The sequence below is a fragment of the Xenorhabdus ehlersii genome (assembly GCF_003610465.1).
Taxonomy (GTDB): domain Bacteria; phylum Pseudomonadota; class Gammaproteobacteria; order Enterobacterales; family Enterobacteriaceae; genus Xenorhabdus; species Xenorhabdus ehlersii.
Map to the genome: position 1 here is coordinate 112,670 of NZ_RAQI01000001.1, position 20,175 is coordinate 132,844.

At 43.5% G+C, this 20,175-nt stretch carries 19 protein-coding genes, 1 other RNA gene and 1 pseudogene; 8 read left to right on the plus strand and 13 right to left on the minus strand.

The window, feature by feature from the left end:
• Positions 1 to 268: 268 nt before the first annotated feature.
• From arcB to mtgA, 3 genes and pseudogenes are all read left to right on the plus strand, one after another.
• Positions 269 to 2,702 (plus strand): annotated as a pseudogene (arcB, locus tag BDE27_RS00480) (aerobic respiration two-component sensor histidine kinase ArcB).
• 145 nt (positions 2,703 to 2,847) lie between these two features.
• Complete coding sequence (gene elbB / locus BDE27_RS00485; RefSeq protein ID WP_099130814.1) at positions 2,848 to 3,501, plus strand: isoprenoid biosynthesis glyoxalase ElbB; 654 nt, start codon at positions 2,848 to 2,850, stop codon at positions 3,499 to 3,501.
• Between the two features lie 4 nt (positions 3,502 to 3,505).
• Positions 3,506 to 4,258, plus strand: a complete 753-nt coding sequence (gene mtgA, locus BDE27_RS00490) for a monofunctional biosynthetic peptidoglycan transglycosylase (protein WP_099130813.1) — start codon at positions 3,506 to 3,508, stop codon at positions 4,256 to 4,258.
• Positions 4,259 to 4,278: 20 nt separating this feature from the next.
• Here mtgA and dolP read toward each other — a convergent pair whose 3' ends face one another.
• Genes dolP through BDE27_RS00510 form a run of 4 tightly spaced genes read right to left on the minus strand, consistent with a single transcriptional unit; the run spans position 4,279 to position 7,699 of the window.
• Positions 4,279 to 4,854, minus strand: a complete 576-nt coding sequence (dolP, locus tag BDE27_RS00495; RefSeq protein ID WP_099130812.1) for a division/outer membrane stress-associated lipid-binding lipoprotein — start codon at positions 4,852 to 4,854, stop codon at positions 4,279 to 4,281.
• 11 nt (positions 4,855 to 4,865) lie between these two features.
• Positions 4,866 to 5,456 carry a DnaA initiator-associating protein DiaA gene (gene diaA / locus BDE27_RS00500; RefSeq protein ID WP_074023390.1) on the minus strand — a complete coding sequence of 197 codons (591 nt, stop codon included), beginning with the start codon at positions 5,454 to 5,456 and terminating at the stop codon, positions 4,866 to 4,868.
• Between the two features lie 51 nt (positions 5,457 to 5,507).
• Positions 5,508 to 5,891, minus strand: a complete 384-nt coding sequence (locus tag BDE27_RS00505) for a YraN family protein (RefSeq protein ID WP_099130811.1) — start codon at positions 5,889 to 5,891, stop codon at positions 5,508 to 5,510.
• A gap of 35 nt (positions 5,892 to 5,926) precedes the next feature.
• The gene (locus BDE27_RS00510; protein ID WP_099130810.1) at positions 5,927 to 7,699 is read right to left on the minus strand and encodes a penicillin-binding protein activator; all 1,773 of its coding nucleotides are present in this window, start codon (positions 7,697 to 7,699) and stop codon (positions 5,927 to 5,929) included.
• A gap of 63 nt (positions 7,700 to 7,762) precedes the next feature.
• Here BDE27_RS00510 and rsmI point away from each other — a divergent pair, with 63 nt between their 5' ends.
• Positions 7,763 to 8,653, plus strand: a complete 891-nt coding sequence (gene rsmI / locus BDE27_RS00515) for a 16S rRNA (cytidine(1402)-2'-O)-methyltransferase (RefSeq protein ID WP_099130809.1) — start codon at positions 7,763 to 7,765, stop codon at positions 8,651 to 8,653.
• 42 nt (positions 8,654 to 8,695) lie between these two features.
• Positions 8,696 to 9,082, plus strand: an RNA gene (gene rnpB, locus BDE27_RS00520) — RNase P RNA component class A.
• Positions 9,083 to 9,139: 57 nt separating this feature from the next.
• Here rnpB and BDE27_RS00525 read toward each other — a convergent pair.
• Entirely contained in the window at positions 9,140 to 9,841 is a 702-nt protein-coding gene (locus BDE27_RS00525) for a pirin family protein (protein ID WP_099130808.1), read from the minus strand.
• A 112-nt stretch (positions 9,842 to 9,953) separates the two neighbouring features.
• On the opposite strand from BDE27_RS00525, the gene BDE27_RS00530 reads away from it, so the two are divergent.
• A complete protein-coding gene (locus BDE27_RS00530; RefSeq protein WP_099130807.1) occupies positions 9,954 to 10,850 on the plus strand; it encodes a LysR family transcriptional regulator in 897 nt (298 codons plus the stop codon).
• 109 nt (positions 10,851 to 10,959) lie between these two features.
• Here the strand turns inward: BDE27_RS00530 and BDE27_RS00535 are convergent, their stop codons facing one another.
• From BDE27_RS00535 to BDE27_RS00555, 5 genes are all read right to left on the minus strand, one after another.
• A complete protein-coding gene (locus BDE27_RS00535) occupies positions 10,960 to 11,355 on the minus strand; it encodes a DoxX family protein (RefSeq protein ID WP_099130806.1) in 396 nt (131 codons plus the stop codon).
• 192 nt (positions 11,356 to 11,547) lie between these two features.
• Complete coding sequence (locus BDE27_RS00540) at positions 11,548 to 11,841, minus strand: YqjK-like family protein (RefSeq protein WP_099130805.1); 294 nt, start codon at positions 11,839 to 11,841, stop codon at positions 11,548 to 11,550.
• Complete coding sequence (locus tag BDE27_RS00545) at positions 11,834 to 12,235, minus strand: phage holin family protein (protein WP_099130804.1); 402 nt, start codon at positions 12,233 to 12,235, stop codon at positions 11,834 to 11,836. The genes BDE27_RS00540 and BDE27_RS00545 overlap by 8 nt, the downstream gene beginning before the upstream one ends.
• Before the next feature lies 1 nt (position 12,236).
• Positions 12,237 to 12,542, minus strand: a complete 306-nt coding sequence (locus tag BDE27_RS00550; RefSeq protein WP_099130803.1) for an ElaB/YgaM/YqjD family protein — start codon at positions 12,540 to 12,542, stop codon at positions 12,237 to 12,239.
• A 222-nt stretch (positions 12,543 to 12,764) separates the two neighbouring features.
• Positions 12,765 to 13,433: a DedA family protein gene (locus tag BDE27_RS00555; protein WP_099130802.1), complete on the minus strand. Its 669-nt coding sequence runs from the start codon at positions 13,431 to 13,433 to the stop codon at positions 12,765 to 12,767.
• 630 nt (positions 13,434 to 14,063) lie between these two features.
• Between BDE27_RS00555 and sstT the strand changes: the two genes are divergently transcribed.
• Complete coding sequence (gene sstT, locus BDE27_RS00560) at positions 14,064 to 15,308, plus strand: serine/threonine transporter SstT (RefSeq protein WP_099130961.1); 1,245 nt, start codon at positions 14,064 to 14,066, stop codon at positions 15,306 to 15,308.
• A gap of 88 nt (positions 15,309 to 15,396) precedes the next feature.
• Here the strand turns inward: sstT and BDE27_RS00565 are convergent, their stop codons facing one another.
• Complete coding sequence (locus BDE27_RS00565; RefSeq protein ID WP_099130801.1) at positions 15,397 to 17,418, minus strand: oxidoreductase; 2,022 nt, start codon at positions 17,416 to 17,418, stop codon at positions 15,397 to 15,399.
• Positions 17,419 to 17,748: 330 nt separating this feature from the next.
• Here BDE27_RS00565 and BDE27_RS00570 point away from each other — a divergent pair, with 330 nt between their 5' ends.
• Complete coding sequence (locus BDE27_RS00570; RefSeq protein ID WP_099130800.1) at positions 17,749 to 18,345, plus strand: GNAT family N-acetyltransferase; 597 nt, start codon at positions 17,749 to 17,751, stop codon at positions 18,343 to 18,345.
• A gap of 32 nt (positions 18,346 to 18,377) precedes the next feature.
• Here BDE27_RS00570 and BDE27_RS00575 read toward each other — a convergent pair whose 3' ends face one another.
• Positions 18,378 to 19,316 (minus strand): VirK/YbjX family protein, encoded by a 939-nt coding sequence (locus BDE27_RS00575; protein ID WP_099130799.1) that lies wholly within the window; start codon positions 19,314 to 19,316, stop codon positions 18,378 to 18,380.
• Positions 19,317 to 19,655: 339 nt separating this feature from the next.
• Positions 19,656 to 20,090 (minus strand): GNAT family N-acetyltransferase, encoded by a 435-nt coding sequence (locus tag BDE27_RS00580; RefSeq protein ID WP_099130798.1) that lies wholly within the window; start codon positions 20,088 to 20,090, stop codon positions 19,656 to 19,658.
• Positions 20,091 to 20,175: the final 85 nt, after the last annotated feature.

The following is a 20,175-nucleotide window of genomic DNA, read 5'->3' on the forward strand; positions in this document are numbered from 1 at the left end:
TTAAAATACATCTATCCTGATGTTTTGCTCTTGTTTTTTGGCTTAAATTGGATTTATATTGCGTATTTTTTAATTTGTAAGAGGAAGTGATTGGTTGTTTTTTCCTCTAAAGAGGGGTGGGGGAATTTATTTGCATAATTATTCTTATTATTTTTATTTTTATTCCTTGTGAGAAGTTAAGGGTGATATCCCGTAACGAAGTTGGGGCTTTTTTACGTTATGATTCAATCTAGTAACTTTACTGGAAAAGATTTCACTGGGAGTTGTTATGAAGCTGATTCGAGGGCTTGCCCAATATTATGTAGATTTGATGATGAAGCTGGGGCTGGTGCGTTTTTCTATATTACTTGCATCAGCTTTAGTTATTCTTGCGATGGCGATGCAGATGGCGGTGACATTTGTACTGCATGGAGAAGTACAGGGTATTGATTTAATTCGCTCCATTTTTTTTGGTTTGTTAATTACCCCTTGGGCGGTTTATTTTCTCTCCATCGTAGTAGAACAACTTGAGGAATCCCGCCAGCGCTTATCGAGTCTGGTCGCAAAACTTGAAGAAATGCGCCAGCGTGATGCGAAATTAAACCTGCAACTCAAAGAAAACATCGACCAATTGAACCAGGAGATAAGTGACAGAGAGAAGGCGGAAAAAGCCCATTTGGTTTTATTGGATAAACTCAAATTGGAAATGGAGCAGCGTGAAAAAACCCAGATTGAGCTTGAACAGCAATCGGTGCTATTGCGTTCTTTTCTGGATGCCTCCCCGGATTTGGTTTATTACCGCAATGAAGATAATGAATTTTCCGGTTGTAATAGGGCGATGGAATTGCTGACTGGCAAAAGCGAAAAGCAGCTTATCGGCCTGACGCCGACAGATGTTTATGATAAAGAAATTGCCAGCAAGGTGATGGAAACCGATGAAAAAGTATTTCGCCACAATGTATCTCTGACCTATGAGCAATGGTTAGTTTACCCCGATGGACGCAAAGCCTGTTTTGAACTCAGGAAAGTCCCTTTTTATGATCGCGTTGGTAAGCGACATGGATTAATGGGATTTGGACGCGATATAACGGAGCGTAAACGCTATCAGGACGCATTGGAGAACGCCAGCAGGGATAAGACGACTTTTATCTCTACGATTAGCCATGAGCTTCGTACGCCTTTAAATGGCATTGTGGGCTTGAGCCGAATTCTGATGGATACCGACTTAACACCAGAGCAATGTAAGTACCTGGAGACAATCCATGTCAGCGCCATTACTTTGGGTAATATTTTCAATGATATTATTGAATTAGATAAAATTGAGCGCCGCAAAGTCCAACTTGATAACCAACCAATTGATTTCACCGGTTTCATGACAGATTTAGAGAACATTTCAGGTTTATTGGCGCAGCCGAAGGGAATTAAATTTATTCTGGAGCCTGAGCTGCCACTACCCGCAAAAGTACTGACTGATGGAACCCGTTTGCGACAAATTTTGTGGAACCTGATTAGTAATGCCGTGAAATTTACGCCTGAAGGCGAAATTAAGGTTCGTATCTGGCATGAAAAAGAAGAGGAACGTCTATTCTTTGAAGTGACAGATTCCGGCATTGGTATTCCTCCTGACGAATTGGAAAAAATCTTTGCCATGTATTATCAGGTTAAAGACAGCGCTGGTGGGCGTCCTGCAACCGGAACGGGGATTGGCCTTGCTGTTTCGAAGCGTCTTGCCCTCAGCATGGGAGGGGACATTGTGGTGAAAAGTGCGTTGGGTAAAGGCTCTTGCTTTACCTTGTCTGTCGTTGCACCAGCCATTGATGAACACCCGCAAGGGAAGGCTGAACAAGACATTCTGCCATTGCCAGCGCTTAATATCTTACTGGTAGAAGATATTGAATTGAACGTCATTGTAGCCCGTTCTGTTCTGGAGAAGTTGGGGAACAGTGTGGATGTTGCCATGAATGGCCATGATGCACTGGCAATGTTTGATCCTGACGAATATGACTTAGTGTTACTGGATATCCAATTACCGGATATGACGGGGCTGGATATCGCCCGCCAATTGCACCAGCATTACTCCTCCCAATCCTTGCCTCCTTTGATTGCGCTGACGGCTAATGTATTAAAGGATAAAAAAGAATACCTTGATGCGGGTATGGATGATGTGCTCAATAAGCCGTTATCTGTCAAGGCGTTGACTGCCATTATCGAAAAATATTGGGGTAAGGGATCTGAATCTGACACTGCCTTAGTGGAAGTTGATCTTGTGAATCAGGATGAAGAACGGCTGGATACGGAGATGCTTAATCAATATATCGAATTGGTTGGGCCAAAAATGATCACAGACAACCTGGTTATTTTTGAAACCATGATGCCAAATTACCTTGCTTTGCTGGACTCCAATATGACCGCCAGAGATCAAAAAGGCATTACAGAAGAGGCACATAAAATCAAAGGTGCGGCTGGTTCAGTAGGGTTACGCCATTTGCAGCAATTGGCTCAGCAGATTCAGTCACCGGATTTACCTGCGTGGTGGGATAATGTTCAGGAATGGGTGGATGAGTTAAAGTTGGAATGGAAGCAAGATATAGAAATATTAAGAAATTGGTTATCAAGCGTTACAAAAAAATAACCTCAACCGAAGTTGGGGTGCGCTAATACTGCGCCAACACCAGGGAAATCTGTTTACCCGCTTATCTAAGGTTTGTTTTCGACGCGGGTAATTAAAGAATTCTTTTACACAGAACACAAGTACCAACATAGCAAAGATAAGATTTTTTGTTACAAGATTCATTAAAATCTGTGATGAAGATTGGTGTTTAACCCTCTAAGGGGTTAAGCATTAATCTACTACAAATGGAGAGAAATATGAAATCCGTTGCCATTATATTAAGTGGATGTGGAGTGTACGATGGAAGTGAAATTCACGAATCAGTTCTCACTATGCTCTCTTTAAGCCGTCTTGGCGCTGAAGTGTCTTTTTTTTCGCCTGATGAGATACAACATCATGTTATTAATCACCTTAACGGAGAAGAGAAACAAGAAAGTCGCTACATAATGGAAGAATCCGCCCGTATAACGCGGGGAAATATACAGCCTTTATCCAAAGTTAATATTGATGAGTTGGATGCGCTCATTATTCCTGGTGGTTTTGGCGTGGCCAAGAATTTATGTAATTTCGCATTCAAAGGATCAGATTGTGAAATAAATAAAGAGCTATTAAGTATAGTGCAAAATATGCACCAGCAAGGCAAACCGATGGGGTTTATATGCATCGCCCCAGTTATGGTATCTAAAATATTAGGCAAACCGATAAAAGTAACCATCGGCAATGATCCAGAAACTGCGGCTCAAATAGCGAGAATGGGAGGGGTACATGTTGAGTGCCCGGTTGATGACATTGTTATTGATTTTGAAAACAAAATTGTAACAACGCCGGCTTATATGCTCGCAGAATCTTTGGCGCAGGCAGAAAAAGGAATTGATAAGCTGGTTAGAAAAATATTGGAAATGATTGAGTAATCGGATGAGAAATCCTTTTTCAATATTGTGGCGCAGGCTGAAAAGAATTGTCGTGTCGATCACGGTTTTATGGTTCGTTGCTGTAATTGCCTTTTCATTTTTGCCAGTGCCGTTTTCTATGATGATGATAGAGAGACAAGTCTCTGCCTTAATGTCAATTAATTTGTCTTATGTTTCTCGCTCTTCATGGATGGATCAGAATCACATTTCACCCTATATAGCGTTAGCCGTCATTGCAGCGGAAGATCAAAAATTCCCAAAACATTGGGGATTTGATTTTGAGGCTATTGAAACTGCTATGGCGTATAACAAAAAATATGAGAAGCGAATTCGGGGGGCATCGACAATTTCCCAGCAAACAACCAAAAATTTATTTCTATGGGAAGGACGTAGTTGGATAAGAAAAGGCTTAGAAACGGGAATGACTGCCGTATTGGAATTACTCTGGTCAAAGAAACGTATTTTAACGGTGTATCTCAATATTGCTGAGTTTGGCAACGGTATTTTTGGTGTTGAGGAAGCGGCCCAACATTACTTTGGCAAGCCTGCCTACCGATTGACAGCTACCGAATCTGCATTGCTTGCTGCTGTATTACCAAACCCTCATCGTTATAAAGTGAATGCTCCCTCCAGGTATGTATTACAACGCCAGCAATGGATCTTGCGACAAATGCAGTTAATGGGGGGAGTGAATTACTTAAAGCAAAATAAGTTGGGATGGACGTTGAATACAGGTTGTGAGGCTGGGCGGCATTGATTAATGCCGCCTTGATGGTTTCAGTTGAGGTAGGTAAATGCTGTGGTTACACGTTTTACGCCGCTAGTTTCGCTGGCGATTTTCGCAGCCGCAGCCCCTTCTTGTTGCGTGACAATGCCAAACAAAAAGACTTCACTACCCTCTGTCACCACTTTGATGCTGGATGATCTCACCGCATCACTGGTTAAAATTTGGGAGCGCACTTTGGTCGTCAACCAGGCATCAGCGGAGGCCGTAGCCAATGTCACGGGATACGCTTGACGGATCTCGTTATATACCACGTCGGTGCCTTCAACCTTTGCCGCAATTTGTTTTGCCCGCTCGGCCAGGGCCATATTGGGGCTTTGTCCGGTTAAAAGAACCTTGCCTTGATACACAGTCACTGACACACGGGCTTGTGCCTTAATTTGTGGGTCCTTGCTGATGGCATTGCTGACACGGGCTTCCAGCGTGGTATCGTCAACTTGTTGCCCAATGGTTCGTGGATCTGAACCCGCTTTTGTGGCAATTGCAGCGGAACCTACGACGGCGGCACCAATACATCCTTGTAATAGCATTGCACTGAAACAGACTAATAATAGAGAAAATAACCGCATGAGTTGGCTCCTTATTCATCCTGATGAGGGAATAACGTGTTGTCGATTAAGTCGCACAGGCAGTTGATTGTCAACATATGAACTTCTTGGATCCTGACGCTGTGATGTGAGGGGATACGTATCTCAACATCCTGAGGACCGAGTAAGCCCGCCAGTTCACCACCATCGTAACCCGTCAGCGCAACGATCGTCATATCACGTGTAACAGCAGCTTCCACCGCTTTGATAATATCTCGACTGTTTCCATGTGTAGAAATGGCAAGCAGGACATCCCCTGCTTGTCCCAGGGCCCTGACTTGTTTGGCGTAAATTTCGTCAGGCTGTTTACTGTTGGCGATAGCGGTGATCACCACATTATCAGTATTCAACGACAGGGCTGGCAGACTTGGCCGATCTGTTTCAAAACGATTGATCATACTGGCAGTAAAACGCTGTGCCGTTGCGGCCGATCCACCATTACCACAGCAAAGAATTTTGTTGCCGCTCAGCAGTGATTGAACCATCATCATCGCGGCGCGTGATATTGCGTCGGGTAATGCTTCTGCTGCTGCGATCTGAGTTTGAATGCTTTCTGTAAAACAGACTTTAATTCTATCCAGCACGTTATGACCTATGTATATTGGAATTATTTATTTAGCGAGAAAATTGAGAATCTATTGAAATAGGCTCTCATTCAGGGTGAAGGCATTTTTCAGCCATTCAAATTTCTGCCCTGTTATTGCACAAACATCGAAGCGGCATGATGCCGTTTCCAGACATTCATTGCGTCGGGACAACCAGACAGCAGCCGTATACAAGAGCTTTCTGCGCTTACTTTGAGTAATTGTAGCAATGGCGCCACCATATTGTGCATTTCGGCGGAAACGAACTTCAACAAATACCCATGTATGCTTGTCACGCATAATCAGATCGATTTCACCGCCGCGAATTTTTACATTCTCAGCAACAAAGACAAGCCCTTGTTTTTGCAAAAACAGCTTAGCCTGATGCTCATAATGGCGCCCCAGTGCGTAGTGATTGCCTGTTGGTTTTTTCATCCTGAAATGACCACGATACCTTTAATTACAGAAAATTATTCAATTTCGGGATGATCTCCCTGATCAGTGCTATCGGTGCTTTCTATGTTATGGGTATTTCCTGCGTTATCGATACTTTCCGTGCTATTGGTATTTTCAAGGATTATGCGACCATTATTGAATTGCATCCAAGGTAACTGACGCAAGATAGTGCAGTTATCCATCACGGATAGTTCCCCTGAAGCACCGCTCAAATGAAATCCCATGTCTTGCTGCATTGGCGTAAATTGATTGGCCAGTGACCATGCATCAATGCCCATTGCATAGAGGCGCATCAGGGAATAATCATTAGTGAATTTTTTGGCTGCTTGCTGCATTAACGGCACATTTATGCCTGTCAGCAGTGGGATGTCACTAAACTGCATGCCATCCATTTCCAGGCGGAAATCAGGGCCTGAACCTGCTTTATTACTGCGCGAGCTGGCATAAAGTGCCGGCTTTTTACGGGAGCTGATTGCCATGTCGATCATAGGTTTGATAATTGTCAATTCGTTTGCGGTTGCGACAATATAAACGGCATCGACGGACTCTGTGGCTGGATTTGTGGAAATAACTGGCGTTCCAGACAAACGAATACCAATCCCACGATTCATGGATTGCCTCATTTCATCCAGCGTACCAAAAGATTGTTGTAATACCGTTTGCCCCCCAAGCTTTTGCCACTCTTGTGCAAAGGCTTGTGCAACACGGGTGCCTAATTCAGTACGAGGTATCAACACCAAAGGGCTGCGCTTTTGCTGTTGCCAGATATGCATGGCGGCATTTTTCGCCTCATCTTCAGGAGAGAGTGAAAAATAACAGATATTCGGTTGTTTTTGTGGCACATCAAGCTCATTGAGCGCCAAAATATTCAGTGGAGTTTCAATTTGAGTCAATTGTTCCACATTGGGTTTCAGTAATGGTCCAACTACCAGAGTGACACCATCTTGTTTAGCCTGTTCCAGCAGTTCGGTAAGAGGCTGGCTGTTGGTATCATAGATTTTTACGGTCTGATCATTGGTAGGCACATCATTAATCGCATCCATTTCTGGTTCAATTGTGGCGGCATCAGCATTCTCTGAATTTGCAGCGCTGGTATTTTCAGGATCGGTAGAGGGTTCGGCGTTAACAGTACCGTTTGGATCGGTGGCATTTGTTGGCAATGGTGATTCTGGCAAAGATGGCTTTGGCAAGCCTTTTTGAGCATCGAGGAAACCCTGGCGGATGGCGTCACCAAATATTTTGGCCTGGCCGCTCAAAGGCAGAAATAACCCAATTGTGGCATGGCTGTTTTCAGTTTCGTGCAACATTTGTTGCAGAGCTGTGGGTAAACTGTGGGCAGCGGGGTTGTTTGGATAACGGATTTGCCAATCGTGAATAGCGAGACGCAGTTTATCGAGATCCTGTTTATTGGTCTGATAGGTACTGAGTAAATCAAGCCAGCCCTGCAACGTATACTCATTGGCATTAATCACCAATTCACTCATTTGCTGCGGGGAAAGTTGCGTCAATAATTGCCAGGTCTCATCAAGGTTTTTCTGGCGGGCAGCTTCATCCGGTGCGTAGGAGTCCAATGCGATGTAAGCACGGATAACATCCAACGATGGTTGATTGTGTGCTGCGTCAATAATGGCCTGGTAGCGGTTAATCTCTGCGCTGATCTTATCCTGAGGCTTAGAAGTTGGTTGCCCTTGCCGTTCGGGCATGGTACACCCTGCAATAATCATAGTTGACAGCAGTGCTGTATAGATTAAACCAGTTTTTAAACGCACAAAAATTGAGGGAAGCATACTGTATCCAGCGATGTTTTTTTCAAAGATGCTCAATTTTAAATCGGTCATTCGGATGAAACAATGAATCAAACCAATCGAGCAGTGGTTACGACATCCACGCTATATGTTGTGCCAACCCCTATTGGAAATCTGGGGGATATTACTCAGCGTGCTCTTGAAGTTCTTAAACATGTCGATCTGATTGCTGCCGAAGATACGCGACACACTGGCTTGTTGCTTCAACATTTTGCCATTAATGCGCGCATGTTCGCACTTCATGATCATAATGAACAGCAAAAAGCAGATCAATTGATTACGAAACTTGAACAAGGGGCGAGTATCGCATTGGTATCTGATGCCGGTACGCCGTTGATTAACGATCCGGGTTATCATCTGGTTCGTCGTTGCCGTGAAGCCGGTATCAATGTGGTTCCACTACCTGGCCCTTGTGCAGCCATTACAGCATTGTCTGCTGCTGGCTTGCCTTCAGATCGTTTTTGTTATGAAGGCTTCTTGCCTGCTAAAAGTAAGGGACGTCAGGATACCTTGCGTGAATTAGCACAAGAGCCGCGTACACTGATTTTCTACGAATCGACACATCGTCTGTTGGACAGTTTAGAAGATATTGTGAAAGTATGGGGTGCCGATCGTTATATCGTGTTGGCACGAGAATTAACCAAAACGTGGGAATCGATTCAAGGAATGCCCGCTGGTGAGCTTCTGGCATGGGTCAAGGAAGATGAAACTCGTCGCCGCGGAGAAATGGTTCTGATTGTGGAAGGGTATCATAAGCCCGCCGAGGATAGCTTGCCACAGGAAGCCTTGCGGACATTAGCACTGCTGCAAAAAGAGCTGCCATTGAAAAAGGCGGCGGCATTGGTGGCAGAGATCCACGGTGTGAAGAAAAATGCTTTGTATCGTTATTCACTCGATCAAAACACGACCTTGGGACAAATTGAAGAAGACGCGTGAAAACCCTATACATTGGATATTAAACCTCTTATAATCCGCGCCGGAGTTGACCAGACAGTCGCTGCTTTACCGCTCTTTCGGGAGAAGTAAAGGGGAGGAAAGTCCGGGCTCCATAGGGCAGGGTGCCAGATAACGTCTGGGAGGTGAAAGCCTACGACTAGTGCAACAGAGAGCAAACCGCCGATGGCCCAGCTTTGTTTGTAAAAGCAATGTTGGGATCAGGTAAGGGTGAAAGGGTGCGGTAAGAGCGCACCGCGCGACTGGCAACAGTTCGTGGCACGGTAAACTCCACCCGGAGCAAGACCAAATAGGGGTTCGTATGGTACGGCCCGTACCGAACCCGGGTAGGTTGCTTGAGCCAGTGCGCAAGTGCTGGCCTAGATGAATGGCTGTCCAAGACAGAACCCGGCTTATCGGTCAACTTCACAGACTTTGCCCTATAGAGCAGATGCTTTATAGGGCTTTTTCTTTATCAATAAGGAATTATTAGTCAACCAAATCAATCAGCAGGCCCCGAAATGGCGTCTCCGTTTGTAACATCACTTTCTGCTCTTCCTGAATAAATACACCATCCCCACATTTAATCTTTACATCCCTGCTTTGGTTGCCATTAATTATTGCATTACCACTGATGGATTGCAGGTAAGCATGTTTGCCACGTAAAGACAAAATTTGGCTGTTATGCGGTTTAAGCACGAGATAGCTTATCCACGTTTGTTGGCGCAGATGCAGACTATTGTTTTCTGACGTAGGAGAGGCCAGTAATGTAAGCGGCTTGTTTGGCAGAACTCTATGCTGTAATGGCCGTGCTTCTTGCTGAGGACAGGCATTGAGCCAGAGTTGCAGCCGTGTCAATGGGAGCGTGTCACTGGTATTGTGCTCACTGTAACGAATCCCTTGACGCGCCGAAAATAACAAACAATCCCCTTGGCGTGCATGGAAGTTATTACCTTCACTGTCTCGATATTGGGCTTCTCCTTGCAGGATAATATTCAGGACATCAACATGAGGGTAAGATTTGGGTTGAAACTCGGCTTTCGGCGCCAAAACTTCCTGATTAAGAACACGCAATGTCCTATAGTTCAAAAATTTTGGGTCAAAATAGTGACCAAATGAAAAAGTATAGCGAGCCTGTAACCAGCCGTAATCGGCTTTTCCGCATTGATTTGCTGTTCTCATTATTATCATGCTGTTATCTCTTCAACTATAGATCTATGACTGTCGATCTTAATTATCTGGACGTTGAAATGTTAGCCAGTTAATCTGGTGGCTATATTCAAAATTCCTGATTGAGAAAAATATGGGTAAAGAACGTGCGCTTACTTTGGAATCCCTGCGGGTAATGGATGCGATAGACCGACGGGGAAGTTTTGCTGCGGCAGCGGATGAGTTGGGGCGAGTTCCTTCTGCACTGAGTTATACCATGCAGAAATTGGAAGAGGAATTGGACGTTGTGCTGTTTGATCGCTCTGGTCATCGCACGAAATTTACCAATGTTGGCCGGATGCTACTGGAGCGAGGGCGGTTACTGCTTGAAGCTGCGGATAAACTGACAGCAGATGCAGAAGCGCTTGCCCGTGGTTGGGAAACACACCTGACTATTGTGTGTGAAGCGCTGTTCCCAATGGCATCGCTGTTTCCTCTTGTGGATAAATTGGCGGCGAAATCGAATACACAACTTTCGTTAATGACGGAAGTATTAGCAGGTGCGTGGGAACGTCTGGAAACAGGATATGCTGATATTGTGATTGCACCTGATCTGCATTTCAGGGCGTCAGCCGAAGTGAATTCGCGGGCACTTTATTCTATTAACAATGTCTATGTTGCCAGTGCGGATCACCCTATCCATCATGAGCCCGAACCACTGTCTGATGCCACACGAGTGAAATATCGTGGAATAGCTGTCGCTGATACAGCAAGAGAGCGTCCGGTATTGACGGTTCAATTATTGGATAAACAACCGCGTTTGACGGTGAGTTCACTGGAAAATAAACGTCAGGCGCTTTTGGCAGGATTAGGAGTGGCAACCATGCCATACCCTATGGTGGAACAAGATATTGCCGAAGATCGTTTGCGGGTGATTGGTTCGGAATACAGCCATGAAACCAACATTATCATGGCATGGCGGCGTGATAGTATGGGAGAAGCGAAGTCCTGGTGCTTGCGTGAAATCCCTAAATTGTTTGCGAAGCAATAACATGCATGCCGCCAAGATAATAAAGCGAATGTAGTGAATATCATAAAGCCCCTTGCTGCGAATACACAGGAAGGGGCTATAAAAAGGGTAATGATCTGTTTTTCTTCGATTACCAATTTTTCTTCATTACATGGTCAATACTGAATCTTCCTGGTCCCATCATAGCCAGTAGTAGGTAGCCTGCGCTGATGGAGAAGTTTTTCAGGAACATAGTCAGGTTCAGGTCATTTGAAAAATCGCTATGGAACAGGAGCGCGGTCAGAATACAGAAAATAAATGTAAACACAGCCGTGGTGCGGGTCAACAGGCCGAACATCACAGCAAGCCCGCCCCCCAGTTCAAGTAAGATAGTCAGTGGCAATAGAATTCCTGGCACCTTCATAGCTTCCATAAATTCCTGTGTTCCTGCATAGGCACCACCTAGTTTTCCATATCCTGCGATAATGAAAAGAACGGATATTAAAATACGGGCAACCAACAGGCCACTATCTTCAAATTTTTTCATGATTGTCTCCACAAATACCGCAGGCCGCGATAAATAAACTGTCTGTTTAGCTTTTATTGTCCAAAAAACGGACTGAACAGCACGATTTGTTAATCATTATCTGATGGGAAGTATTTTAAGGAGAGGTATTATTGGTTGATAGTAAGGAATATTAACTATTTCATGCAGTTTTTTTGAAAGAATTCGGTGGTATTAATTTTTGTATAGTGTGTTTCGTACGCTTTTAATGATCCCTAACATGTTGATTATATGACGTGACCAGCGATAAAACTGCTTGGGTTGGTGGAATCCATAAAGCAGCACAAGGCCAAAACCAATGGCGACATAAGGCTTAAAAGCAATGAGGGTTTGCCAGCCTTTATCATATGGTTGTGTCACTTCAAGCCAGTTCTGGCCATAAGTAGCAAGTAACTGTCGTTGTTGCTGGATCTCTTTTAATAGCTGCTGTTTTCGCAACTTTCGCTGATGATACCCTGATTTATTCATGAGAATCATCCTCCAGCATTTTGCGGTCAACATGCAATTGTGTTCGAGTCGCGTTAAGAAAGGTCAGTTTCCGCGCCTTTTTTATCGTCCATATTGCACTAAGTACGGCGAGGAGCAGTAACATTCCGGCAGTGATAGCTATTGCCATTATTCGGTAGGTTGGATCGGTGGCCCAGAATATCAGTGCCAATAGGCACATCAGACCAAAGCCCGCAAAGAGTAATGTTAATCCTACCAGTAGTAGCAGTTGTACCAGTGTTGCGGTTCCCTCTTCCAACTCAACGGCAACGAGTTGGATGCGAGTTTCAACCATGTGAACAGCAATTGCCGCTACTCGCCGTACAGTATCAAAGAGCCCTTTTCCTGGGCCTTTCGCGTGAGGGGACTGGGTCATATTAGCGCCTTGAAAGCAGAACTCCCAATACAACGCCAATTGCCGCACCTATACCGACACCAGCCCACGGATTTTCGCGAACATAACTATCCGCATGACCTGCAATTTCTTTGGTTTGACCTACCAGCTTATCGCTAGCTTCACTGAGCGTAGTACGCGCATTTTTTAGCGTTCTTTCTGCCTTGCTGCGCAGTTTTTCCAGTTCTGCTTTTGAGTTATCACCGGAGCTATTGAGGACTTCTTCTAGCGTATCCGCAAGAGATTGTAATTCAGCACGTAGATCTTCAGAGCTTTTCTTTTGTGGCATTGCCTGTCTCCTTAAATATACGATGGATGAATTTCAAACATAGACGCTTTTATCAGGAGATGAAAGTATGAATAGATGAAAAATTATCACAATATATTGCAAATTAGCCTTAAATACCGTTTGAGGTGACTAAGTGGAGAAGTTTAACAGACAAGGTTAGGCGAATGAGAAGAGCAATGCCCTGTGGTATATTCGCGGCCATACCACAGGGAAAATAAAGCGTTACGATAGTGTTTTATTAGTACGCTTTTTGCGCCAAATGACAGTCAGGCTGCCAATTAAACCAATAAGCAATAGGCCTACAGGTAGCAAAACCAAAAAATTCATCAGATACTCTTCATACTGGCGGAACAGAGGACTTTTACCAAGGGCATAACCCAATGTTGTTAGAATAACCACCCATATGAACCCGCTAAGCCAATTGAATATTTGAAAACGTCCATTTTTTAGCCCAGCGAGGCCCGCCAGTGTTGGCAACAATGTCCTGATAAAAGCGAGAAAACGACCTACTAGTAAGGCAGATAAGCCATGGCGATGGAATAAGTTATGTGCGCGCTGATGATAATGCGCGGGAAGATGTGACAGCCAGCCCTGAACTAATTTTGTATTGCCAAGCCATCTTCCCTGAAGATACCCGATCCAGCAGCCGAGGCTGGCTCCGGTGGTGAGAATGGCTAATGTTACAGGAAAACTCATGGTCTCTTTTGCAATTAAGACACCGACTAATATCAACAGGCTGTCGCCCGGTAAAAAGGCCGCAGGTAATATCCCGTTTTCCAGAAACAGGATGGTAAATAGTAGTATGTAGATTGCCCATACCAACGACGGATTAGCCAGTGTTTCGTAATCTTGGTGCCAGAGTGCATAAATAAGGTCTGTTACAATTTCCATCAAATGTTCCTAAAACACGGATTAAGAATTACATTTTACTTTTATGGTGCATTTATGGTTAATTTCTATTAAATACTTTGTAAGCAAAAGTAATTAATATCAGTTGTCATAAAATGATCTCGAAATCCCTTCAAGATGGCATAAAGATCGACCGGCACATTTTAACAAAATCAGTCGTATCGAGACAGAAGATTTTGTTGATCAATTGAACATTTACCTAAATGTAAAAATTAATTCATTCAGATATTTCAATTAATTAATCGATCGATGAAATTTTACAAAATAGCATTAACAAGTAATTTGTCATGTGTAATGGCTAAATTTATATCTATTGTCAGTTAATTTCGCTTTTGCTATTTGATTAATAGTGGAAAGTAATTTCTCCATGCTATTCGTTTTAAATAAATAATCTGCACTTATTGTTGAAAGCGGTTTTTTAGTAATTGATTGAATTAATAGATTAATTTGTTATTTATTGTGATGAAGCCTATTACATCATGAATTCCTCAGAATGTATTGGATGAGAAAATTGCAGTTTCGATCACACAAATGTAAATGAATTGTTATCAATTTATGGGTTATCTGTATATTGCAATGAATTACTCTTTGTCGTTCTCTATGGATAAAGCTATGAAAAAACAACAAACAGGCTTTGTACAGTATATGGCACAAGGAAGCTTGGTAAAACAAATCCTTGTCGGATTAATACTAGGGATATTACTGGCATGGCTGGCACCTTCCGCAGCTAAGTCGGTTGAATTGCTAGGGACTCTCTTTGTAGGAGCGTTGAAAGCGGTAGCTCCTGTTCTGGTGTGGATCTTAGTCATGTCTTCGATAGCGAACCATAAGATAGGCCAGAAAAGCAATATTCGCCCCATTCTGGTCTTGTATCTGTTAGGCACATTTTGTGCCGCTGTTGTGGCTGTCATTGGTAGTTTGTTATTTCCATCAACGTTGGCTCTGGTGACGAGTGACACTCATGTGTTACCCCCTTCAAATATCATTGAAGTGTTAAGGGGATTGCTGATCAATATTGTTGCTAACCCGATTGATGCGATATTAAAAGGAAACTACGTTGGGATCCTGGCATGGTCAATTGGTTTGGGTATTGCCTTACGTCATGCCAACGAATCAACTAAGGCATTGATTCAAGACCTGTCAGGGGCAGTGACACAACTCGTACGTGTTGTTATCCGGTTGGCACCTATTGGTATTTTCGGACTGGTTTCCTCAACGATTGCTACTACAGGTTTTGAAACTTTGTTCGGCTATGCTCACTTGTTAACTGTGCTAATTGGTTGCATGATTGTCGTTGCACTGGTTATCAATCCATTGATTGTCTTCTGGAAAATCCGCCGCAATCCTTACCCCCTGGTTTTTGCTTGCTTGCGCGAAAGTGGCGTAACGGCGTTCTTTACCCGCAGCTCTGCAGCCAATATTCCTGTGAATATGGCAATGTGCCGCCGCATGAAACTCAATGAGGATACTTACTCTGTTTCCATTCCCTTGGGGGCCACCATTAATATGGCGGGTGCGGCTGTGACGATTACCGTATTGACATTAGCGGCGGTGAATACTCTAGGCATCCCCGTAGACATTCCTCAAGCGATATTTCTGAGTGTCGTTTCTGTTATTGCAGCGTGTGGAGCATCAGGAGTTGCTGGTGGATCATTATTGTTGATCCCCCTGGCATGCAGTATGTTCGGTATTTCCAATGAAATAGCCATGCAGGTTGTTGCCGTAGGTTTTATTATTGGAGTATTGCAGGATTCTGCTGAGACAGGCCTGAACTCTTCTACCGATGTGCTGTTTACCGCAGCTGCTTGTCAGGCCGAAGAGTCTCGTACAGTGGCTGATCGACTGGCACAGCGTTAATCATGAGTTGGAATTAAGAGTAGTTGGCATAAGAATGGTGATAATGAATTGAGTACAGATTATCACCGTTCTTGTTTTTAGATTTGATCTACACTTTAAGCGCCAATTGAACTCCTTGTGCGATTGCCCTGCGTGCATCTAATTCAGCGGCAATATCTGCTCCACCAATGAGGTGTACACTTTTCCCCATTGTTTGTAACGGTTGATAGAGTGCTTTCAATGGCTCTTGTCCTGCGCAAATAATCACATTATCTACTTCCAGACATTGTTGTTTATCGCCTCGACGGATATGCAATCCCTGATCATCAATTTTCAAATATTGAACGCTGTTTAACATAGTGACGCCTCGCATTAACAGGCTAGTTTTATGCACCCAACCTGTGGTTTTTCCTAAGCCATCCCCGACCTTGGAATCCTTGCGTTGCAGCAGATAGATTTTACGAGGAGAACGCTCGACTTGTGCACCTTCTGGCCGTAATCCTCCCTTATGCATAATTGTCCGATCAATTCCCCACTCATGGCTGAAAGCATGGCTGCTTAAGCTGGTGCTTTGTCCGCTTTGACTCAGATACTCAGCAGTATCAAAACCAATACCTCCAGCACCAATAATGGCGATACGTTTTCCGACTTGCTGTTTATGTTTCAATACATCAAGGTAAGTCAGTACCTTTTCATGTTCAATACCATCAATATTGGGGATGCGTGGCCTGATCCCTGTCGCGATGACAACTTCATCAAACGATAAAAGTTGGTCGGCAGTTGCCGTATGGTTGAGGCATACTTCGACGCCGTTCAATGCTAATTGGCGTTCAAAATAACGTAAAGTTTCATGGAATTCTTCTTTACCGGGGATCTGTTTGGCGATATTAAACTGTCCGCCGATTTGGTTTTCTCGTTCAAACAGCGTGACATGGTGTCCTCGGCTGGCTGCTGTGACAGCAAAGGATAATCCCGCTGGTCCGGCACCGATAACAGCAATGGTTTTGGGGGCTATGACAGGAGCGGCAATAAATTCGGTTTCATGGCAGGCACGTGGATTGACCAGACAAGACGTCAGCTTGCCGACAAAGATCCTGTCCAGACAGGCTTGGTTACAGCCTATGCAGGTATTGATTTCATCAGCGCGGTTTTGTTCAGCTTTCAATACAAATTCGGCATCAGCGAGAAACGGGCGCGCCATAGAAACCATATCGGCGCAGCCTTCACTGAGAACTTGTTCGGCAACCTGGGGACTGTTGATGCGGTTGGTTGTAATTAAAGGGATGCTGACTTTCCCCATCAACTTTTGTGTAACCCAGCTAAATCCGGCTCTGGGTACCATCGTTGCAATTGTTGGGATACGGGCTTCATGCCAGCCGATGCCAGTATTGATAATGGATGCCCCTGCTTTTTCAATCTCCCGTGCCAGTTGTTCGATCTCTTGCCAATTGGAGCCATCTTCCACTAAATCCAGCATAGAAAGGCGGTAAATAATGATAAAACGCTCCCTCGTGATAGCGCGGACAGCTTTGACAATTTCTAGCGCAAAGCGCATGCGATTTTCGAAAGTTCCTCCCCATTTATCCTGTCGATGATTGGTGCGTGTGACCAGAAATTGATTGATGAGATAACCTTCTGAACCCATGATTTCTACGCCATCATAGCCGGCTTGTTGTGCCAGTTGGGCACAGTGGGCAAAATCCTTGATTGTCTGTTGGATGTCATTCTCAGACATTTCTCTCGGTATAAAGGGGCTAATAGGCGCTTGAATGGCCGAAGGCGCTACGGAATTTTTCTGATAGCTGTAGCGTCCGGCATGCAGGATTTGTAAAGCAATCTTTCCCCCGGCCTGATGTACCGCCTCTGTAATCAGCTTGTGGTGGGGCAGGTGGTCTTCACTATTCAGGATGCTTGCTCCTGCGGCGGCAACGCCCTGAGGGTTTGGTGAGATACCACCGGTCACAATCAGTGCGACGCCTCCGGCTGCCCGTTCTGCATAAAATTGGGCTAAACGTTGGGCACCGTCGGGATGTTCTTCAAGCCCCGTGTGCATTGAACCCATCAATACACGGTTTTTTAGTGTGGTAAAGCCCAAATCCAGCGGTGCAAGCAGGTGAGGGTAATTGCTCATTGCATTCTCCATCAAATATTTGGTAGCTCAAGAAATATTATTGTTTTCCGTATGAAGCTAAACAGCTAAGTGGTCGGATGAGATGATGATTAAATTTAGACAGTTCCGGCATTATTGGAACCACTTTGTTAATTGATTGTGACAAATATCATGAAATAGAGCTTCAATCGTATCTTAATGAAAATCTATTGAGGCGAGAAATTCCTCTTATTTATGATTGTCGCATGTTTTTAACTGTGCATACTGTGAATATATTCTTACGGAATGATGAATAAGAATGGCGGAATTAAGCTTTAAGTGTGATAGAAATAAGTATGGGGGAAGGTAATTATGGGAAAAATAACAGATTGGGTTACGTTAACTGGAAAAAGTGTGACTTTAATGCCTTTGTTACATGATAGACATGATGAATTTGTTCGTGCTATTGAGGATGGGCAGTTACATAAGCTGTGGTATGCCAGTGTGCCTGATCCTGTCAATGTCCAGGCGGAAATTGAACGTCGTTTAACCCTGCATACCAGGGGAAGTATGTTGCCTTTTGCTGTCATCAATAATGCAACGGGGATGGCAGTTGGCATGACAACTTATATGAATATTGATGCGAATATTCCCAGATTGGAAATTGGTTCTACATGGTATGCGCATTCTGTCCAACGCACTGCGATTAATACGGAAGCAAAGTTTTTACTGTTGCAGTACGCATTTGAGGAACTGGAGTGTGTGGCAGTGGAACTCCGTACTCATTTTTTAAATCATCAAAGCCGTAAGGCGATCGAACGATTGGGAGCAAAACTGGATGGTATTTTGCGTCATCACCTGCGGGCCAAAGATGGTTCGATAAGGGATACTTGTGTTTATAGCATTCTGTTCAATGAATGGCCCGCCATTAAAACGCATCTTACATGGTTAATGACGAAGCCACGTTGAGTGCCTAATTGGTATTTCTTTCTGGCAGGAAGTCAGGCGGCTTTCAGGGATGCCTTGATATCGTTTTCCAGATCATCCAGTAATTGGTAGCGACGGCGATATTCGGCGCGTTTTTTACTGGGGATCTCATCCAAAGATTTTCTTTCTATACATGATGGTAGATGGAATTCATTATTTTCCTTTCTGACACCACTTAGCGATTCCCAGAAAGAATTGTAATCGGCCACCATCTGATTTTTCTTTTTATGCCAATAACGGATGCTACGGTAGATATGAGTCTCATTACTGGCTGCCAAGATCTGCTCACAATTCATATGATCGGCAAAACGACAAATAGCCTCAATCAACAGGCGTTTGGGGAATAATCCATAACACTCTTTAGTTGCATGGCGGATAATCTCCAGAGAATTATCCCCTTTAGTTGGCCCCTGTAGTGCACCAATAAAGAGTGTCTGTTTGCCATCAATCGTTAATAAAGTGAATGCACACTTAGCCAGAATGACATTCTCCGTGGTAGTCATATATAGAGAGAGTTCACCTTCTTTATTCAGGTTATCCAGTGCATCAATATATATCAAAAATGTTTCATTTTTCCCTTCAATGGTTGCCAGTAAATAAGCATTAACATCAAAAATCCGACTAATAATCGTGGATTCTAACTGTTTGAATAATATTTGATAATGATCATTCAGGGCACCGACAATCTGGTTGCGCTTAAAATTAATACTTAAGTATGGGCGATGCAATTTGCAAGGCCAACTGGGTTGTTTTTTCAGAATATCCAAATAATGCGGCGTTCTGGTTATTCCATTCAAAAGTTTTAATGTAGAAACAGGAGTCAGGAGACTGCGTAGAGCAAATTTAGCGCGGTAGCTGGAGGAATGCCAATATACCCCTGGCATAGTACGTTTTCCGATAAGGTCAGCAAACAGCTTCATTCCTGAAGACGAAGGGTGTTGTAAATTACTCATTAATACTCAAACTCGACAAAAATAAAAAATATTTATACCCACTGGATTTCAAGTTGTAGCGCGGTGGCAAGAGAACAACTCCCCAAGAATATAGCGAACTCTGTGTTTAGAACTACGTGACTAAGGGGAATGGACGTAGCCGGCAAAGCTGTAAATTGAAAGGTGATGGGGGATAGAAAGGCCTCATTATATCATTGATTTATCAAATTCTACTCAAATGTTTACAAAATATGCCATTACTTTAAATTTATTTTTATTTAATACATTATTCCTTAAATGATATTTTAATTTTATGTATTTATCTTATTTATGTATTTTTCTTTTTTAACATTCTGAGGCTCAAGCCAGTTTCATATGTAATAAAGGAAATGGATTCCCTTGTCCATCAAGCTCTGAACGAGAAAATACCTGAAATCCCATATATTGGTAGAAGCCGATGCCTTGTGTATTTTGCTCGTTTACATCCAACTCGTTGATCTGTAATTCATTAATAGCAAATTGCAATAACATCTTACCGAACCCTGTTCCCCGCGCTTGTGGCGCAATAAACAACATTTCTACTCGATGTTGATCGGTACTAATAAATCCTACGATATTATCTTGTCTATCTACCGCCTTATAAACAGTAAGATTGGGCAAATAATCGTTAAGGATTTGTGGGCGTAAAACCTCAATCATGGCCTTGGGTAAGAAATCATGCGTAGCAAGTACAGAGGCTTCCCAAATCTGGATTAGTGTCAAAAAATCAGCTTTGGTGGCTTGTTGTATTTTCATTTCATATCCCTAAATTTTTCTGTTGTTTTTGGTGAGAATATGCTTGGTATTGTCAATAACCAGTCTGGAAGATTCTACACAGAGA

Bases quoted from the DNA above. Each gene is read 5' to 3' on its own strand.
- BDE27_RS00525 (WP_099130808.1), bottom strand. From the start codon at position 9,841: ATGATAATAATGAGAACAGCAAATCAATGCGGAAAAGCCGATTACGGC.
- BDE27_RS00505 (WP_099130811.1), bottom strand. From the start codon at position 5,891: ATGAAAAAACCAACAGGCAATCACTACGCACTGGGGCGCCATTATGAG.
- BDE27_RS00575 (WP_099130799.1), bottom strand. From the start codon at position 19,316: ATGAGTAATTTACAACACCCTTCGTCTTCAGGAATGAAGCTGTTTGCT.
- BDE27_RS00540 (WP_099130805.1), bottom strand. From the start codon at position 11,841: ATGAATAAATCAGGGTATCATCAGCGAAAGTTGCGAAAACAGCAGCTA.
- sstT (WP_099130961.1), top strand. From the start codon at position 14,064: ATGAAAAAACAACAAACAGGCTTTGTACAGTATATGGCACAAGGAAGC.
- BDE27_RS00565 (WP_099130801.1), bottom strand. From the start codon at position 17,418: ATGAGCAATTACCCTCACCTGCTTGCACCGCTGGATTTGGGCTTTACC.
- BDE27_RS00535 (WP_099130806.1), bottom strand. From the start codon at position 11,355: ATGAAAAAATTTGAAGATAGTGGCCTGTTGGTTGCCCGTATTTTAATA.
- BDE27_RS00570 (WP_099130800.1), top strand. From the start codon at position 17,749: ATGGGAAAAATAACAGATTGGGTTACGTTAACTGGAAAAAGTGTGACT.
- rsmI (WP_099130809.1), top strand. From the start codon at position 7,763: ATGAATCAAACCAATCGAGCAGTGGTTACGACATCCACGCTATATGTT.
- BDE27_RS00580 (WP_099130798.1), bottom strand. From the start codon at position 20,090: ATGAAAATACAACAAGCCACCAAAGCTGATTTTTTGACACTAATCCAG.
- elbB (WP_099130814.1), top strand. From the start codon at position 2,848: ATGAAATCCGTTGCCATTATATTAAGTGGATGTGGAGTGTACGATGGA.
- mtgA (WP_099130813.1), top strand. From the start codon at position 3,506: ATGAGAAATCCTTTTTCAATATTGTGGCGCAGGCTGAAAAGAATTGTC.
- BDE27_RS00545 (WP_099130804.1), bottom strand. From the start codon at position 12,235: ATGACCCAGTCCCCTCACGCGAAAGGCCCAGGAAAAGGGCTCTTTGAT.
- BDE27_RS00530 (WP_099130807.1), top strand. From the start codon at position 9,954: ATGGGTAAAGAACGTGCGCTTACTTTGGAATCCCTGCGGGTAATGGAT.
- dolP (WP_099130812.1), bottom strand. From the start codon at position 4,854: ATGCGGTTATTTTCTCTATTATTAGTCTGTTTCAGTGCAATGCTATTA.
- BDE27_RS00550 (WP_099130803.1), bottom strand. From the start codon at position 12,542: ATGCCACAAAAGAAAAGCTCTGAAGATCTACGTGCTGAATTACAATCT.
- BDE27_RS00555 (WP_099130802.1), bottom strand. From the start codon at position 13,433: ATGGAAATTGTAACAGACCTTATTTATGCACTCTGGCACCAAGATTAC.
- BDE27_RS00510 (WP_099130810.1), bottom strand. From the start codon at position 7,699: ATGCTTCCCTCAATTTTTGTGCGTTTAAAAACTGGTTTAATCTATACA.